This is a genomic window from Ketobacter sp. MCCC 1A13808 (genome assembly GCF_009746715.1).
Lineage (GTDB): Bacteria > Pseudomonadota > Gammaproteobacteria > Pseudomonadales > Ketobacteraceae > Ketobacter.
The window spans coordinates 220,913-237,367 of sequence record NZ_VRKW01000007.1; the positions used below are offsets into that span (position 1 = coordinate 220,913).

The following is a 16,455-nucleotide window of genomic DNA, read 5'->3' on the forward strand; positions in this document are numbered from 1 at the left end:
GACCATGCCTATCACCCTATCTACACTCAATAAAATAAAGCAGGAAGGCAGCAAGTTTACCTGCCTGACCGCGTACGACAGCACCTTTTCCCATCTCGCCGGAAAAGCCGGTGTGGAAGTATTGCTGGTGGGTGATTCCCTCGGCAATGTTCTGCAGGGACACGACAGCACAGTGCCTGTCACTCTGGAAAATATGATTTATCACACTGAATGCGTGCAACGGGGCAATCAGGGCGCATTGATCATGTCCGACCTGCCGTTTATGGCGTACGCTACCGAACAACAAGCACTGGAAAGTTCCGCTGCCTTAATGCGCGCGGGGGCGCACATCGTAAAACTGGAAGGCGGCGAATGGTTGCGCAGTAGCGTCAGATTATTATCGGATCGAGGCGTGCCAGTCTGTGTGCACCTGGGGTTGACACCGCAATCGGTAAATAAAATGGGAGGCTACAAAGTGCAAGGCCGCGATCCGGCAGAACGGGAGGCACTTATTGCGGATTCCATCGCCGCAGAAGAGGCCGGCGCAGCCATGTTATTATATGAATGCATTCCTTCGGAATTGATGGAAGTGATTATGAGTAAAGTCTCGATTCCGGTTATTGGAATCGGAGCAGGCCCCGCATCCGATGCACAGGTTTTGGTTTTGCATGACATGCTCGGAGCCACTACCCGCAAACCGGCTAAGTTCGTAAAGAACTTTATGGCAGAAGGTGACGGCAGTATCAGCGGCGCTATTGAAGCTTATGTGAACGCCGTAAAAGCGGGCACTTTCCCGGGCCCGGAACATGGATTCGAATGATGAAAACAGTCCACACCATAGAAGCATTGCGTAAAGAAATTCATCAGCAGCGCGGCAACGGCAAACGTATCGGCTTCGCACCCACTATGGGTAATCTGCACGAGGGTCACATTACCTTAATCAAAGAAGGTCTCAAACAAAGCGACGTAATGGTGTCCAGCGTTTTTGTCAATCCCACGCAATTCGGTGAAGGTGAAGACTTTTCCGATTACCCTCGCACTTTGCCCCAGGACCAGGAAAAATTATCCGCAGCGGGTTGCCATCTGCTGTTTGCGCCCGCCGTTGATGAAATGTATCCCGGGGATCAGGATACCTGGGCAAAAGTGGTGGTAACCGAAGTCACCTCCCGTCACTGTGGCGCATCGCGGCCGGGGCATTTCGATGGTGTTTCCACAGTCGTGACAAAATTGTTCAATATTGTACAACCCGATGTTGCGCTGTTCGGTAAAAAAGATTTTCAGCAGTTAGCTGTGATTCGCCGCATGACAACCGCGTTGTGTTTTGACATCGAGATCATCGGCGTAGACACCGTACGGGAAGACAACGGACTGGCCATGAGTTCCAGGAATGGTTTTTTAAGTGCCGATGAAAAACACCGGGCCGCCACCCTGTACCAATGTTTGTGCCAAGCAAAAAAAGACATTCAAAACGGCAATACCGATTTTGAATCTATCCGAACACGGGCCAACCATACACTGCAACAAGCCGGATTTGAGCCGGACTATTTCACCATCTGCCGTGCAGACGACCTGGAAAGGGCGGGGCCAAATGACGACAAGCTGGTGATTCTGGCTGCTGCCCGAATGGGTAAAGCCCGCTTGATTGACAACATCGACTTTAGCCGGGGCTAGTTATTGGCCTTGCTCAACAGCGTATCCAGGTGATTGGCAAACGCTTGCCGGTCGCTTTGACTTAACGCCGGGGGTCCGCCTGTATCCACTCCACTGGAACGCATGGTATCGAGAAAGTCCCGCATATTCAGTCGGCCACGGATATTGTCTGCCGTGAACAGCTCGCCGCGAGGGCTTAGCGCCAATGCCCCCTTTTCAATAGCATCTGCAGCCAGAGGAATGTCACTGGTAATCACCAAATCACCTGACTCCACCCGCTTTACAATTTCGTTATCCGCAATATCAAAGCCGGAAGCCACCTGAACAAAAGCAATGTGTGGAGATTTGGGCACACTCAAAAACTGGTTGGCCACCAGGGTTACCTGAACCGGAACCCGATTTGCAGCACGATACAAGATCTCTTTTACCACCACCGGACAGGCGTCGGCGTCTACCCATATTTTCATTTTCAACTAACTAACCTTAATAATTTACTTTCAGTTATCTACCCAGCCTGCGGATAGCAAAGGGCTGACACCCAGAGCGAAACGATGGTTCAACCGAATCGCTCTGGGGAAACAAACTTGAACTGAATTGAATTTACCCCAGCTACGCTATTACAACACGAGCGCAATCACAACCAGCTGCATGGGCGGGCCTCAATAGGGCCTGCCATGACGCCGCTGCGGCTCCAATGTATGACTATAAACCGCTTCGCCATTCGCGTTTTTCAATGTCACTGTCAACTCGCTGGACCAGGCATCAATATCCACCTGACCATAAAATTGGAATCCGGCAAACGGGGACATATTGGCTTGCTCCGGCGCCATTTCAAATTTGACCTGAGGTCCGAATGTATTATCCAGGGTATTGGAACCAAAGCTTCCAGCATTTAACGGGCCTGCAACAAACTCCCAAAAAGGCAGGAAGTCCTGGAATTGCGCTTGATTCGGATCGTAATAATGGGCAGCAGTATAATGGACATCCGCAGTAAACCACACCACATCCCTGATGCGTTTCCGTTTAATAAACCGCAATAAGTCGGCCATTTCCAATTCCCGCCCCAATGGCTTGCCGTCGCCGTTGGCCATATTTTCAAATTTATCATCACCGTCGCTCACCACCAGCCCGATGGGCATATCGGATGCTATCACTTTCCAAACGGCTTTCGATTCTGCGAGTTGCTTTTTTATCCAGCGCAATTGCTTGTCCCCTAGTAGCGCCGTCTCTGCGCTTTGCCGAGTTTGATCATTCGCTGTGTTGGGGCCACGATAACTGCGCATATCAATGACGATGACGTCCAGCAGATCGCCGTAGGAAATTTTTCGGTACACACGCTCGGATTCATCTGCAGCGTGATAGCGCATGGGGGCATATTCCAGAAACGCTTTGCTGCCATTCGCGACCAGGGTGGGAATATTTTTTTCAGTGTAGCGATCATCGTCCAGCAGATCTTTGGAGCCAGACCAATTATTTACCACCTCATGATCGTCCCACTGCCAAATTTGTGGCACTTCGGCATTAAAGCGACGCACGTTCTCATCCATCAGATTGTATTGGTAACGGCCCCGATACTCCGGCAACGTTTCCGCTACTTTAGACACTGCTTCTGTCACCAGGTTATTCCAGATACGCCCGTCTTCCGCCACCTGTGTTTCTGCAATTGGCCCGTCGGCATAAATCGTGTCACCACTGTGGATAAAGAAATCCGGCCGTTCCAGGCGCATGGCTTCGTAAATAGTCATGCCACCGAATTGGGGATTGATCCCCCACCCCTGACCCGCCGTATCTCCTGACCAAAGAAACCGGATATCACGCCGGTGTCGGGGTGCGGTAATAAAACGCCCCACCACCGGCTCGCTCAGGACACGGTCATTCGTTAGATCCTGAAAAGCGACGCGCACAAAAATTTCACGATCGCAGGGCAAACGAGTTAAATCCAAACGCGCGGTAAAATCCGTCGTCTCCAATGCATAGGGCCCACGAATCTTAACCGGGCTCGAGAATTCAGGATTAATATCGTATTCCACCACCATACGGGAGGGGCGGTCACTGCGGCTCCAGATCATGGCCCCCTCACATTGCACGTCGCCGATCTGAATGCCCTGCTGCAATTGCGGGAGCGCCGCATCCGGAGTAATAATAGCGGGTGCCCCGGTGACCCAGCGTGGCGTCAACGTCCCGGTAGCTCCGGCAGCCACCAGTAGACCCGAGCGCTTCAGAAAACGCCGACGGGTTGGATCACTATTCTGATTATCTGAATCTGTCATAAGCTCTCTCCTGAGTAAGACCCCGATTACGGGCCAAAGTCAGGCGCATGGTAAGGCGAATTTATGACAACAACGGGAATGCAGGCGTAACCGGGCATACCTTCAAAAAACCGCTATCGAACCGAAACCAAAACGTCACCTCTGCCAATTGCCAATAATTCCTATTTGCATTATCCTCGGAGACCTCTCTTAGCGTACGACTCGTCACCCCACAGGCACACTCCAGAAGATGCGGTATGAATGACTTTGCCACTGACTTTTCCATCGGACAGCTTTATAACGACCACCAACCGGCCCTGAAGCGTTTTCTTATGGCTATGTTACGCAGTGAACAGGCTGCCGAGGATGTTGCCCATGAGGCCTGGGTAAGGGTGCTACGGTACAGGCCCAAGCAACCGGTGGAAAATCCCCAGGCCTATTTATTTACTGTGGGTGCCAATGCCGCACGGGATTATCTGGCGCGGGAAAGCACCCGCAGCAAGTTCACCACCACCGCCGATGACGCGCCCTTCGATCAGGCTATCTGCCCTCACCCCAACGCCGAACAATGCGCTCAAGACCATCAGCGCCTGCAAACGTTAGCCCGAGCAGTCGATGATTTACCTCCGCGCTGCCGTGAAGTGTTTTTAATGAGTCGCTTCGATGGGCTGAGCAACCCGGATATTGCCCTTCGCCTGCAAATTTCCCGCAATATGGTAGAAAAACACATTATCAAAGCACTTCTCCATTGCCGTAATAGGCTAAAATCCCAAGGCGTATAAGCCTCAATCATTTATTTTGTTAATGACATATACAACGTCAGGAATCCTCCATGTCAGGCAGTCCACCTATTGAGGGCGCCCCGACTAAAGAGCAAAAAGCAATGACCCAGCGAAATCCAGCCAGCACTAACCGACCCGCGGATGACCAGCAGGAGCGGTTTCCGGAGTCGCTGGTTGAAGAGGCCACCACCTGGTTTGTACGCATGACAACGGGCGATGCCAGCACCGAGGACCGGCAGCTATTCCAGCGATGGCTGGAACAAAGCCCGACGCATTGGGCCGCCTACAGTGAAGCCAAAAAATTGTGGGATGAGCTGGGCCAGATACCCGCACCGGCGGCAGTTTCCCCTACCCCCAGCCGTCGCTTCACTGGCTGGAAACCGGGACTCGCCGCGTGTTTCGCGCTACTTGCCTGTGTCTTGTTCGGGCAATCAGCAACCCTTGAAAACCTGCAATCGACCTATTTCACCTCGGTAGGTGAAATCCGTCAGATTACCCTAAGCGATCGCTCTGTCCTGTTTTTAAATACGGATTCAGCTGTCAACATCGAATTTACCGAGCACTGCCGTTGTATCACCCTGCTACGAGGCGAGGCTTATTTTGAAGTCAGCAAAAATCCCGCCCGCCCGTTTGAAGTCCACACCGGCATCGGGCGGACCCGGGCAGTGGGTACCGCGTTTTCCGTACGCAAAACCCAGCAGGATACCCGCGTGGCGGTCACCGAAGGCCGAGTGGAAATAGCAAGCGAACTCAACAACGCTGAATTTCAAAGCTTGCTCCTGAACGCAGGCGATACCGCATTTTACGATCGCAACGGTGTGCAACCATCGGGCTCACACGTCGCCGACAATACGGCTGCGTGGAGGCACGGCAAACTCATATTTATAAACCGCCCTCTGAGTGAAGTGGTATCCGAACTGGATCGATACCATGCCGGAAAAATAGTATTGGCCCGCCAACCCGGCGGCGAGCAGCATTTCACCGGCGTACTCAATCTGCAGGATACTGGACAGGCGCTGATGGCACTGGAGCAAACTCAGTCCTTATCGATACTGGAAATTACACCACTGCTGATCTTTCTCCGGGCCTCACACTAGAGCCGGCCCCGAACCGGAAACTGACTCACTCTTTGTCGCTCAGCCTTTTTCTCATTATCCAGGTCAGGAGTTCCATCCTCGAACCAGTCCTATTTAACTGAAGCGTATTACCAACCGCCTTTCGCAGTGATCATAGGATTAAAAATATGAATTCCCGGGGATATTTCGGTACCGCCATCCTGGCGACCGTTTTTGCTCATACGACAGTCTTGGCAGATGATAATCGGGTCAGCAGCGTCGTTGCCAAAGAACAACATTCAGCTGCCATGTCCAATTTCTCTATTCCGGCAGGTGACTTGCAAAGTGCATTACTCAACTTTTCCCAGCAAGTGGATTTGCAATTACTGTACGCTTCGGACCTGACTGCAGGCATAACCACACAAGGTATCCAGGGCGAATACCATCCCCAAGCTGCGCTTGAACTGTTACTGGCCGGAACCGGACTCACCTATCGTTTCACTAACGAGCACACCGTGACGTTGGAAAAGGCAGGTGAAAGTACCCTGCCTGCAGTTGAAGTCTCCGCCAACGCGGTGCCTGCTTCAGAGCAACTGCCAATGCCCTTCAATGGCGGACAAGTAGCCGATGGTGTCCGCCTGGGGATTCTGGGCAACACCGACATTCTGGACGCGCCATTCAGTATCACCAGCTATACCAGTAAAACCATAGAAGACCAGCAAGCCCGTAGCGTCTTGGACGTTCTCGCCAATCAGCCCTCGGTGCGCAGTGCCAGTGCCCGCAGCAATATCAACGAAGATTTTATCCTGCGGGGATTCCCGGTTGAGAGCCAGGATATCGCGCTTAACGGTATGTATGCGTTGATGCCCTACTTTCGTGTACCGGTTGAAATGGCTGAACGTGTGGAAGTATTTGAAGGTCCAAGTGCCTTGCTGAGCGGCATGTCGCCCGGCGGCAATATTGGTGGCTCAATCAACATCGTTCCGAAGCGGGCCGGAGACCGGCCCGTTAACCGATTCACCGCCCAGTACTTTTCAGACTCTGTACTCGGTGGCCACCTGGATATCGGTCGCCGTTTCGGTGAAAACGACGAATTCGGCGCCCGCGTGAACGGCATGTACCGTACTGGTGACACCACGGTTGATTATCAATCCGAAGAGGATAAGTTAGGATCTGTGGCGCTGGATTACCAGGGCGATCGCCTACGCCTGAGCGCAGACCTTATCTATCAGAAACAAAATATCGACGGCGTCGTAAGGCAATTTACAATCGCCCCCACGGTCACCAATTTGCCCTCTCCGCCGGAGGGCACCCTCAGTTACCCCGGCTCCTGGACTGATCTTGCCATGGAAGACAGCTCCGGCGTGTTTCGTGCTGAGTTTGATCTGTCCAGCGCAGTCACCCTTTACGCCGGTGCCGGCGCAAGAGCCAGTAAAATGGACGCTGTGGCAGGTAATCCTGAGATCACCGGCAATTTTGGCAGCTATACTTACGCGCCTGCCTGGCAACTCTTTGATGTGGATTCCCGCTCCTATGAAGCCGGTATGAACAGTCGCTTCGCAACGGGCTTCGTTACCCATCAATTGAATATCAGCGCCACTCAGGTACGCCAGAATCAAAGCCTCTTTTTTTACACAGGCTTCCCTTTCCAGGACGGGACCATCACAACCTCCAATGATACCCCCGCCCCCGATCTGGCAGGCATCACTGTAGATAAAAATAAATACGTCGATACCAAGCTGACCAGCTATGCAATAGCAGACACCTTGGGTTTTATGGATGAAAAAGTGAAGTTGACCGTTGGCATCCGGCAGCAACAAGTTCAGGTTCAGAATTTTAATTTTTTAACCGGCGCACCGTCGGGGGATGCCTACGACGAGAGCAAACCCACTCCGGTGGTGGGCTTGGTCTTGAAGCCCTGGTCAGAAACCGTATCGTTATACGCCAGCTATGTGGAAGGCCTGAGCTAGGGGCCGACCGCACCGCTCGATCCAACTCTGACCAATCCCGGTGAGGTTTTTGAGCCCACCGTTTCCAAACAATTCGAAATAGGAGCCAAAGCAGAATGGAATAGTTTGGGCGGCTCGGTTGCAATCTATCACTTAGAAAAGCCCAGCGGGATACGGGTTGGCAACACCTTCGAAGTCAGCGGTGAACAAACCCACAAAGGGGTGGAACTTAATCTTTACGGTGAAATAACACCGGCTATTCGACTTTTGGGGGGGGCATCCTATATCGACTCCGAAATGGCCACCACGACTGAAGGTATCAACCAGGGCAGATCAGCAATCGGTGTTCCTGAATTTCAGCTGAACCTGGGCGGCGAGTGGGACACCCCGCTCATCAACCACCTGACACTGACCTCGCGAATTATCTATACCGGAGAACAATACGCCGACCAGTCAGGCCGTATTGAGCTACCGCACTGGACACGGGTCGATATCGGGGCACGCTATACCACTAAAGCCGCGGGCAAACCTCTGGTGCTGCGCGCTAATCTGGAGAATCTGTTTAATGAATCGTCCTGGGGTGTTTCAAATGCGGGCTACCTCTATGTGGGTGATGCTCGTAGCTTGCAACTGTCGGCCACCATTGACTTCTAGCACGTAAAAAAGGCACAAGGGGAATCCGATATGAATATCCGGCTCTGGTTTTTGATACATAAATGGACCAGTCTGGTCTGCACTGTATTTTTATTGATGTTGTGCCTGACCGGTCTGCCACTGATCTTTCATGAAGAAATTGATCACACTTTCGGGGATGAGGTTGAAGCACCGGAAATGCCTGCGGGCACGCCCGCAGCAAGCATGGACCAGATTGCCGAAGCAGCTCGGTTGCGCCACCCAGGAGAATTAATCCGCTTTGCCTTCTGGGACGAAAAAGAGCATCCCCATCTGACGCTATTGACCATGACCGAAACCTATGACGCGCCACCGGAGGACGACCGCCTCATTGTTCTTGACTCCCGCACCGCCGACATACTTGACGAGCCACCACCGGACAGCGGATTTATGTACATCATGTTCAAACTGCACGTCGACCTGTTTGCCGGGCTGCCGGGAATGTTATTTTTAGGCTTCATGGGGCTTTTATTCGTCGTCGCGATTGTGTCCGGGGTGGTGCTCTACTCGCCGTTCATGCGCAAATTGGATTTTGGTACGGTACGTACGCAGCGCAGCACCCGCTTGCAGTGGCTTGATCTGCACAACCTCTTGGGTGTGGTGACTTTGGTGTGGGCTTTGGTTGTCGGGCTCACCGGCAGCATTAATACCCTGAGTCAGGTGGTGATCGGCATCTGGCAGCAAGGACAATTGGCAGAAATGGTCGCGCCCTATAAAGATCTCGATCCGCCAACGGATTTGGGCTCGGTGCAGCGCGCTATGGACACCGCCAGCGCGGCTGTCCCGGATATGGATATCAGCTTCCTGGCCTGGCCAGGTACCCTGTTTTCCAGCCCCCATCATTACAGTGTGTTCATGCGTGGCACCACACCGCTGACGTCACGCCTTTTACAGCCGGCGCTGATCGACGCTGTCTCAGGCGAGCTCACAGACACCCGCACTATGCCCTGGTATGTACAGACGCTGCTGCTATCCCAACCCTTGCACTTTGGTGACTACGGCGGCCTTCCGCTTAAGGTTCTTTGGTTGGTATTGGATCTGATTACGATTGTGGTGCTGGGCAGCGGATTGTACCTCTGGATTGGCCGTCATCAACGTTCCACTGCCCGTCAAATAGAAGAAATCAAAGGTGGCGGTTTACTGGAAGGAGAAACGCGATGAGCCCGGCCAATAACGTTCGCCGTACCAACCTGCAGATATTTAAAGCACCGATCCTGCTGGCGGTGCTCAGTTTTGCAGGCCTGATCGCAGCGCTGGTGGGAGATGGCCCCTACGACGTGGTTTCCTGGATTGCCCTGAGTGTGCCATGCATCACAATTAGCCGGTTTCTTTGGAAAGCACGCCCCCAGCCAACCTGATTTTCACAGCCCCTCAAAAAAATCGACTTCGCCGTTTTCCAGCGAATATTCTGCCCCCACTATAGTCAAAGAGCCGGCTGCGATCAGCGGCTCCAGCATGGCAGATCCGTGTCGCAAATGATTTGCCGAAGCGCGCACATTCGCCCTCACGGCGGCCTGCATCAACTTCGGCCTATCATCACGCAAGCCGGCGTCAAATAACGGCTCAACTGAAGGCCGAATGCGGTTTACGATGGAAAGCACATGGGAGGATGCCAGCGTCTCGCGATGGCTCAGCACATCGATCGTTGCCGCTACCGCCCCACACTGACTGTGCCCCAACACCACCACCAAAGGCGTACCGAACTGGCTGACCGCGTATTCAATGCTGCCGATCTGTGACGGTGCGACAATATTACCCGCTACCCTGATTACGAACAGATCCCCCAGTCCTTGATCGAAAATGATTTCCGCAGGCACTCTTGAGTCAGAGCACCCCAACACAATGGCAAAGGGGGCCTGACCTTCAACCAACTCCGTGCTGTGCATTTGCCTGACCCGGGTTTCGATACTTTGTAACCCTGAAACGAAACGCTGATTACCTTCTTTCAAACTGGTCAATGCCTGCTGCGCTGTAATCATATTCCCCTGAGCCCTGCTTATAGTGAACGTAAAAACAAAAACCGCTCTATACTTAACCACGGTATAAGTCGTTAATACCCCATTATTTTTCAAAAACAAAGACATTACCAATTAAATAGACAGCAATCCAAATAGCGGATATGGTCTGTACCGCACCCAAAACGGAATTGGAGAAAATACCATGAAACGCTTGATATCCATTATAGTGGCGGCCGTCACAGTGACCTCAGCAAACTCCGCCCTAGCAGGCACCGATAGCGGTTTTTATGTCGGGGGCTCCCTGGGTTCGGCAAAAATAGATTATAGCCAGGACGATCCGAGTCTGGGCGACATTGATTTTGACGAAGATGACACCGGGTACAAAGTATTCGGTGGCTATAATTTTGGCATCATTCCTTTGATCGACGTGGCTGTCGAAGGCGCGTATGTCAACTTCGGCGAGCAGCAAACGGTGGGCCCAATACTAACCAGTGAGTCTGAAATCACCGGCCTGAGCGCGTTTGGATTAGCCGGTTTGACTTTCGGACCTTTCGGTGTCTTTGCAAAAGCCGGATTTCTGGCCTGGGACGGGGATTTTACGGTCAATAATATCGGCGCATCCGATGACAGCACGGATCCGGCCTACGGCATTGGCGCTAAATTTCAGTTGGGCTCCCTCGCTATTCGGGCTGAATACGAAGCGTTCGAAACCGACAACTTCGACCTCGACTTTACCTCAGTGGGCGTTGCGTATACATTCTGATAGCCATGGTTCGCGTTTGTCGATAACACCCAGATCTGCAAGCGCGAACGCTTCACCCGCGAACGTCACCCCGGAAGATTCAATTAAAAGGAATTGAACCCGGTGTTGACATCACAGCCACGCCCGCCAATATCAACATAATCAGTATCATCAAACAACTGAACATAAATACCTTGCGCCTCATCGGCACATAGTTTGATCCGGTGTGGATATAGGCATGGACCACCCTGCTAAGCACAAATAACCAGGCAATAACCAGTGCGACCATAGTAACCGATTGCGCCGCCCACATCACAAAGCACAGAACATAAAACAAGACCGGAACTTCAAACTGATTGCGGATATTATTATTAAACTTTATAACACTCTCGGGCCAGGCATCGTCATAAAGCCCGCGGCGTGCGTCATCCACCTCATTATTTTTAATGGCTTTCGCTTTAGCAACCGTCAATCCAATATAGCAAACCATGGTCAACAGCACCTGCACCAGCACCGGGATAAAAATCGTCTGTCCAGTCATATTCTTTCCTTGAATGCCCTTCAGGCTCGTTTGCGCAAAACAACTAATTTCAATTCCGGAGTTTTGGGTATCCCCACATCAAGATGGACAGGGTATGGGATGGACTCCCCCACCAACGTATAACCGAGCTTCTGATAAAAATGAATCAGACGCGTATTCGCTTCCAGGACCACCACCTGGAAATGTCTGCATCGAGATTTGACCCTGTTCTCAGCGTAGGCTAATAACGCTTTGCCGATTCCGCTACCATGATAGTCCGGCCTGATTGCGAAAGTGCCAAACTCACACAGATGGTCAAAATAGGTGACGCCAATACATCCCAATATAGAATCTATTTTCTGTACAGATGCAGATCTTGCAGAAATTAGATCGAACGCTGCACCCTCTATTAGGTCAGCGAGCTGCCGCTCAGAAATACGGTCACCTTGCACCAAGTGTGATTCTGAGGTCCAACGCCGCGATCCGCTTGAACCACGATAAGCATCGTTAATCAGCTGAGTCAGTTCTGGCACATCCGACCGATCAATTTGGTTCTCAAAACGCAGTGTATCCATATTCAAGAAGTGCCTGGCGCCTCAACATCAGTCCAGACAGCAAACTCATTACCGCCGGGGTCAGCAAAGTGAAAGCGCCCGCCACCGGGAAATCCAAAGCCAGCCTTTAATATTCTGCCACTGGCGCTTTGAACTTTCTTCTGGGTGGCTTCGATATCGCAGGCGGGTAACTCAACATAATTTAACTCTTCGTGTTCCATCACATCGCAATCCTTTATTTTCCCATAGTGCGATATTCTAGAATTAAATTGATAATTTCATGATCGCTAGCGGTGGAGGCCAGTGATTCGTTCAAAGAACGCCGCTGAGGAAGACTGATATCGAATTTGCTTCGTAACACCTCTTCCACTTGAGCATCCGAATCCGGATCAATATCTTTTCCGGCAAACACACAGATTCGTTGATGAATAAAATCTTTATCCGCCATAGTTTTCAATTACCTCAAACGTAATAGCTTGTATTAGTTAACTTCATTTTGAAGCTGTTTTTTGATTAATCGAACATTACTCATCACGCTCATAATTGCAGCGTGAACCAAGACCTGTTGATAATTTTCACTAACCTATGCTGGGAGCATAGCGTGTCAAACTCGATATTTTCTGCCTGTGCTTCACGTCATCCATCATGAACGGACGATAAGCCACAGCCCATGGAATAATGGTTATTACTAAGATAAGCGAGGGTCGGATCAGACGCAGACAGGTTACGAAACCCTTGCAGATTATAGCATAGTCCATCGTGAGGCAATCAGTTAGCGAATCTGGGCCCGAAGGTCGCTTGCTCTCACTGCCGAATCACACTCAGCCGAAGATTGGTACGTTACTTGCGACAACGCCGCTAACTGCACAAAAAACCGAGATTATCGCGCTAGGCAAGCCTATCCGCGACGTGATTCTTGCAGATCTTACAGCTCAATGTAAGTCCTACAGCAATTATTACAGCCCCCTTACGACTATGTATACCAAGGAGAGAGATATGAGTGACAAGAAATTCACCACGACGGATGCCGGCATCCCGGTTGCCAGCGACGAACACTCACTGACCGTGGGGCCGGATGGCCCTATCGTGCTGCATGACCATGCCCTGATCGAACAAATGGCTAACTTTAACCGAGAACGAATTCCCGAGCGTCAGCCCCACGCAAAGGGCGGCGGCGCTTTCGGCCAATTTGAAGTGACTCACGATGTTAGCCAATACACCAAAGCTGCGGTGTTTCAGCCTGGCACAAAGACCGACGTACTGATGCGTTTCTCCACAGTGGCTGGGGAACGAGGGAGCCCCGATACTTGGCGGGATCCAAGAGGGTTTGCGGTGAAGTTTTATACTTCGGAGGGTAATTACGACATGGTCGGTAACAATACACCGGTCTTTTTTATCCGCGACCCAATGAAGTTCCAGCACTTCATCCGCTCTCAAAAGCGTCGTGCCGACACCAATCTACGGGACCACGACATGCAATGGGATTTCTGGACTCTGTCTCCGGAATCAGCACACCAGGTCACCTGGCTTATGGGCGACCGGGGCATACCCAAATCCTGGCGATTCATGAACGGCTACTCCAGTCATACCTATTTATGGGTGAATGCGAAAGGCGAGAAATTCTGGGTCAAATACCATTTCAAGACCGACCAGGGTATTGACTGTATGACACAGGAGGAAGCAGACAAGATGGCTGGCGCTGATGGCGACTATCACACCCGCGACCTATATCAGTCCATCGAGAAAAAGGTGTTCCCGAGCTGGACCCTGAAAATGCAAATTATGCCATTCAAAGATGCCGAGCATTATCGCTTCAATCCATTTGACCTCACCAAAGTCTGGCCACATGCGGATTACCCTCCGATTGAAGTGGGCAAATTGACGTTGAACCGCAATCCGACCGACTATCACTGCGAAGTAGAGCAAGCGGCGTTTGAGCCAAACAACATGGTTCCAGGCATCGGTGTCAGCCCGGATAAAATGCTACTGGGGCGCATGTTTGCCTATTCCGACGCCCACCGGGCCAGGCTCGGCGTGAACTACAAGCAGATACCGGTGAACAAGCCCCAATGCCCGGTGCACAGCTACAGTAAAGACGGCGCCATGCGCATTGATAAAGTAACTGACCCTGTCTACGCACCGAACAGCAAAGGCGGCCCCAGTGCAGACCCGGATCGATTCCCCAATGCAGAAACCTGGAGCGCAAACGGTGAAATGGTTCGAGAAGCCTATACCCAACATAAAGACGACAACGACTTTGTTCAGCCCAACATGCTGATCAATGAAGTCATGGATGACGCAGCACGCGAACGGTTGGTTAACAACGTAGTGGGCCATTTATTGGATGGCGTATCCGATGAGGTGTTGGAGCGCGCATTCTGTTATTGGAAAAACATCGATTCGCAAATCGGCGAAAGAATAGAGAAAGGCGTAAAAGAAGGGAAAAAATAAAAAGGTCGATGAACTCCATTCTGAAATCTACTTTTCAAAGGAGGTTCCTGGCAGGAACCTCCGGCCTGATGACACTGACGCATTCTGAAAAGCAGTATTTAAACAGACGTAGAAAACCGGGATCTGTGTACTTTTATCAGCCCAAGCAACGCGGCAAACCCGACAAAAACGCCAACAGGTGCGCCGTACACCTCGGGAAAACCGAATCCGATTCCGGCTGTGACAATATAAGATACGGTGACACAGCTTCCCACTATGGCCGGAATGCTGACAATCCAATGGAACGCGCCCCGATCGAACAAATACTTAGTTGCTAACCATAATACACTGGTGGATAAAAGCATGTTGGAGAATGCGAAATAACGCCAAATCAATGTGAAATCAATTTTTGTCATAAAGTAAGCGATGATAAGAACCGGGATCGCCACTAGTAATCGGTTGCGTACACTTTGGGGAATATGAAAGGCATCGATAATGGTCAACCGTAACGATCTGAATGCCGTATCACCGGAAGTGATTGGGAAAATAGCGACCGCGACAATCGCCATTATTCCACCCAAGCTACCCAGATACGTGGTAGCAACCTGGTTTACGACGAGACCAGGGCCGCCTTGATCAAGCAAACTTTTTAGCTCGACATAACCACCCGGAAAAGCCGCAATCCCCGCCAACGCCCACACGCAGGCAACCAATCCTTCAGACACCATAGCCCCGTAATAAACGGGCCGAACATATTTTTCATTAGTAAGACAACGCGCCATAATCGGTGCTTGTGTGGAGTGGAAGCCACTGATAGCACCACAGGTTATGGTGACAAAAAGCAATGGCCAAACGGGCAAGCCATCCGGATTGGGTTGCAACAAGTCATCGTGATAACGGCTATGATCAAAATACGCAAAGATGTTGGCCAATTCCGGTAGTTTGGGGGCATTAAAGATCAATGCTGCGCCCATTGAAAGCGTCATCACTACCATTAACAAGCCAAAGGCAGGATACAATTTGGTAATAATCTTATCGATAGGCAACAACGTGGCCAAGAGGTAGTAGCCCAGGATCAGCAGCACCCAAAATAGGTTTTCACTCAGGATTGTCCCCTCGAATACCGCTAGATTACTTAACAGCCCCGCTGGACTCATCGTAAAAACAACACCCACAAAAAACAGCAGCATTGCCGTGAAAAGCAACATCACAGCCTTAAAATACACGTTAAAATAATGACCTGCGATTTCAGGTAAGCTCTTGCCGTCCTCTTTAATACTCAAAACACCGGAGTAATAGTCATGGACCGCGCCACCAATAATATTGCCCAATACTATCCAAAGTAACGCCACAGGCCCATAAAGAGCGCCCAATATCGGTCCGAATATGGGGCCGACTCCGGCAATATTAAGGAATTGAATCAGGAACGCTTTTGCAGGACTAACAGCTACATAGTCAACGCCATCATCAAACCGCTGCTGAGGTGTGCTTGCGTCTGGGTCAATGCCCGCTTGTCGTTCAACAAAGGGGCTATATACCTTATATGCGAGTAGCAGTAGCGCAATACAGGCAAAGAAAATCCACATGATCCACCATCCGGTCACCGCGGGTAAGAAAGTAGACAGCAGTTTTAATGACTTATCCTGCCAGGTCAAGCACCAGCGGATTAGACCAATGTCTATGACTGCGTATATCAGCCACTAAGGGATTAGATAGTCGTTGCACGTAGGCCAATCACCACCACCTATTCTGCATCCAAAATACGCTTCCCAGGCTTCACATGCTGTTAGTAGACTTAAGCTCATTATGATCAAGCCAATTTTTATTATTTTCATTTCAAATTCCCTTTTAAACAAAATATGTTAACGCAGGCAAGTTGAATTATACTTCACCCCGTGAATTCAGCGGGCTGATA

At 51.1% G+C, this 16,455-nt stretch carries 18 protein-coding genes; 10 read left to right on the plus strand and 8 right to left on the minus strand.

Features of this window, described 5'->3' with window-relative positions; translation table 11 throughout:
• Positions 1 to 4 precede the first annotated feature (4 nt).
• Together panB and panC are read left to right on the plus strand one after the other, a co-directional pair.
• Positions 5 to 799: a 3-methyl-2-oxobutanoate hydroxymethyltransferase gene (gene panB, locus FT643_RS14610; protein ID WP_156872141.1), complete on the plus strand. Its 795-nt coding sequence runs from the start codon at positions 5 to 7 to the stop codon at positions 797 to 799.
• Entirely contained in the window at positions 799 to 1,650 is an 852-nt protein-coding gene (gene panC, locus FT643_RS14615; protein WP_156872190.1) for a pantoate--beta-alanine ligase, read from the plus strand. Before panB ends, panC begins: the two co-directional genes overlap by 1 nt.
• On the opposite strand, the gene FT643_RS14620 is transcribed toward panC, so the two are convergent.
• Complete coding sequence (locus FT643_RS14620) at positions 1,647 to 2,096, minus strand: YaiI/YqxD family protein (protein WP_156872191.1); 450 nt, start codon at positions 2,094 to 2,096, stop codon at positions 1,647 to 1,649. The two genes, panC and FT643_RS14620, sit on opposite strands and share 4 nt — an antisense overlap.
• 192 nt (positions 2,097 to 2,288) lie before the next feature.
• A complete protein-coding gene (locus tag FT643_RS14625) occupies positions 2,289 to 3,899 on the minus strand; it encodes an alkaline phosphatase D family protein (RefSeq protein ID WP_156872142.1) in 1,611 nt (536 codons plus the stop codon).
• A 236-nt stretch (positions 3,900 to 4,135) separates the two neighbouring features.
• On the opposite strand from FT643_RS14625, the gene FT643_RS14630 reads away from it, so the two are divergent.
• From FT643_RS14630 to FT643_RS14655, 6 genes are all read left to right on the plus strand, one after another.
• Positions 4,136 to 4,660: an RNA polymerase sigma factor gene (locus FT643_RS14630; protein ID WP_156872143.1), complete on the plus strand. Its 525-nt coding sequence runs from the start codon at positions 4,136 to 4,138 to the stop codon at positions 4,658 to 4,660.
• Between the two features lie 50 nt (positions 4,661 to 4,710).
• Positions 4,711 to 5,757: a FecR family protein gene (locus FT643_RS14635; RefSeq protein ID WP_156872144.1), complete on the plus strand. Its 1,047-nt coding sequence runs from the start codon at positions 4,711 to 4,713 to the stop codon at positions 5,755 to 5,757.
• A 146-nt stretch (positions 5,758 to 5,903) separates the two neighbouring features.
• The gene (locus FT643_RS14640) at positions 5,904 to 7,685 is read left to right on the plus strand and encodes a TonB-dependent receptor (protein ID WP_156872145.1); all 1,782 of its coding nucleotides are present in this window, start codon (positions 5,904 to 5,906) and stop codon (positions 7,683 to 7,685) included.
• Between the two features lie 27 nt (positions 7,686 to 7,712).
• A complete protein-coding gene (locus FT643_RS14645) occupies positions 7,713 to 8,318 on the plus strand; it encodes a TonB-dependent receptor domain-containing protein (RefSeq protein WP_156872146.1) in 606 nt (201 codons plus the stop codon).
• Between the two features lie 30 nt (positions 8,319 to 8,348).
• Positions 8,349 to 9,497 (plus strand): PepSY-associated TM helix domain-containing protein, encoded by a 1,149-nt coding sequence (locus FT643_RS14650; protein WP_156872147.1) that lies wholly within the window; start codon positions 8,349 to 8,351, stop codon positions 9,495 to 9,497.
• Positions 9,494 to 9,694: a hypothetical protein gene (locus FT643_RS14655; RefSeq protein ID WP_156872148.1), complete on the plus strand. Its 201-nt coding sequence runs from the start codon at positions 9,494 to 9,496 to the stop codon at positions 9,692 to 9,694. The genes FT643_RS14650 and FT643_RS14655 overlap by 4 nt, the downstream gene beginning before the upstream one ends.
• Before the next feature lie 3 nt (positions 9,695 to 9,697).
• Here FT643_RS14655 and FT643_RS14660 read toward each other — a convergent pair whose 3' ends face one another.
• Positions 9,698 to 10,315 carry a carbonic anhydrase gene (locus FT643_RS14660; protein WP_156872149.1) on the minus strand — a complete coding sequence of 206 codons (618 nt, stop codon included), beginning with the start codon at positions 10,313 to 10,315 and terminating at the stop codon, positions 9,698 to 9,700.
• Positions 10,316 to 10,496: 181 nt separating this feature from the next.
• Between FT643_RS14660 and FT643_RS14665 the strand changes: the two genes are divergently transcribed.
• Positions 10,497 to 11,057, plus strand: a complete 561-nt coding sequence (locus FT643_RS14665) for a porin family protein (protein ID WP_156872150.1) — start codon at positions 10,497 to 10,499, stop codon at positions 11,055 to 11,057.
• A gap of 79 nt (positions 11,058 to 11,136) precedes the next feature.
• Here FT643_RS14665 and FT643_RS14670 read toward each other — a convergent pair whose 3' ends face one another.
• From FT643_RS14670 to FT643_RS14685, 4 genes are read right to left on the minus strand one after another with little or no spacing between them, the layout of a single operon-like run.
• Positions 11,137 to 11,577: an MAPEG family protein gene (locus tag FT643_RS14670; RefSeq protein ID WP_156872151.1), complete on the minus strand. Its 441-nt coding sequence runs from the start codon at positions 11,575 to 11,577 to the stop codon at positions 11,137 to 11,139.
• Between the two features lie 20 nt (positions 11,578 to 11,597).
• Positions 11,598 to 12,131 carry a GNAT family N-acetyltransferase gene (locus tag FT643_RS14675; RefSeq protein ID WP_156872152.1) on the minus strand — a complete coding sequence of 178 codons (534 nt, stop codon included), beginning with the start codon at positions 12,129 to 12,131 and terminating at the stop codon, positions 11,598 to 11,600.
• A 2-nt stretch (positions 12,132 to 12,133) separates the two neighbouring features.
• The gene (locus FT643_RS14680) at positions 12,134 to 12,334 is read right to left on the minus strand and encodes a hypothetical protein (protein ID WP_411267813.1); all 201 of its coding nucleotides are present in this window, start codon (positions 12,332 to 12,334) and stop codon (positions 12,134 to 12,136) included.
• Positions 12,335 to 12,345: 11 nt separating this feature from the next.
• Complete coding sequence (locus FT643_RS14685; protein ID WP_156872153.1) at positions 12,346 to 12,558, minus strand: hypothetical protein; 213 nt, start codon at positions 12,556 to 12,558, stop codon at positions 12,346 to 12,348.
• A gap of 548 nt (positions 12,559 to 13,106) precedes the next feature.
• Between FT643_RS14685 and FT643_RS14690 the strand changes: the two genes are divergently transcribed.
• The gene (locus FT643_RS14690; RefSeq protein WP_156872154.1) at positions 13,107 to 14,561 is read left to right on the plus strand and encodes a catalase; all 1,455 of its coding nucleotides are present in this window, start codon (positions 13,107 to 13,109) and stop codon (positions 14,559 to 14,561) included.
• A 98-nt stretch (positions 14,562 to 14,659) separates the two neighbouring features.
• Here the strand turns inward: FT643_RS14690 and FT643_RS14695 are convergent, their stop codons facing one another.
• Positions 14,660 to 16,126 (minus strand): carbon starvation CstA family protein, encoded by a 1,467-nt coding sequence (locus tag FT643_RS14695; RefSeq protein ID WP_156872155.1) that lies wholly within the window; start codon positions 16,124 to 16,126, stop codon positions 14,660 to 14,662.
• Positions 16,127 to 16,455: the final 329 nt, after the last annotated feature.

Coding starts and splice junctions, on each gene's coding strand:
- FT643_RS14665 (WP_156872150.1), top strand. CDS start 10,497: ATGAAACGCTTGATATCCATTATAGTGGCGGCCGTCACAGTGACCTCA.
- FT643_RS14660 (WP_156872149.1), bottom strand. CDS start 10,315: ATGATTACAGCGCAGCAGGCATTGACCAGTTTGAAAGAAGGTAATCAG.
- FT643_RS14640 (WP_156872145.1), top strand. CDS start 5,904: ATGAATTCCCGGGGATATTTCGGTACCGCCATCCTGGCGACCGTTTTT.
- FT643_RS14675 (WP_156872152.1), bottom strand. CDS start 12,131: ATGGATACACTGCGTTTTGAGAACCAAATTGATCGGTCGGATGTGCCA.
- FT643_RS14635 (WP_156872144.1), top strand. CDS start 4,711: ATGTCAGGCAGTCCACCTATTGAGGGCGCCCCGACTAAAGAGCAAAAA.
- FT643_RS14620 (WP_156872191.1), bottom strand. CDS start 2,096: ATGAAAATATGGGTAGACGCCGACGCCTGTCCGGTGGTGGTAAAAGAG.
- FT643_RS14630 (WP_156872143.1), top strand. CDS start 4,136: ATGAATGACTTTGCCACTGACTTTTCCATCGGACAGCTTTATAACGAC.
- FT643_RS14690 (WP_156872154.1), top strand. CDS start 13,107: ATGAGTGACAAGAAATTCACCACGACGGATGCCGGCATCCCGGTTGCC.
- panB (WP_156872141.1), top strand. CDS start 5: ATGCCTATCACCCTATCTACACTCAATAAAATAAAGCAGGAAGGCAGC.
- FT643_RS14685 (WP_156872153.1), bottom strand. CDS start 12,558: ATGGCGGATAAAGATTTTATTCATCAACGAATCTGTGTGTTTGCCGGA.
- panC (WP_156872190.1), top strand. CDS start 799: ATGAAAACAGTCCACACCATAGAAGCATTGCGTAAAGAAATTCATCAG.
- FT643_RS14695 (WP_156872155.1), bottom strand. CDS start 16,126: ATGTGGATTTTCTTTGCCTGTATTGCGCTACTGCTACTCGCATATAAG.
- FT643_RS14650 (WP_156872147.1), top strand. CDS start 8,349: ATGAATATCCGGCTCTGGTTTTTGATACATAAATGGACCAGTCTGGTC.
- FT643_RS14655 (WP_156872148.1), top strand. CDS start 9,494: ATGAGCCCGGCCAATAACGTTCGCCGTACCAACCTGCAGATATTTAAA.
- FT643_RS14625 (WP_156872142.1), bottom strand. CDS start 3,899: ATGACAGATTCAGATAATCAGAATAGTGATCCAACCCGTCGGCGTTTT.
- FT643_RS14670 (WP_156872151.1), bottom strand. CDS start 11,577: ATGACTGGACAGACGATTTTTATCCCGGTGCTGGTGCAGGTGCTGTTG.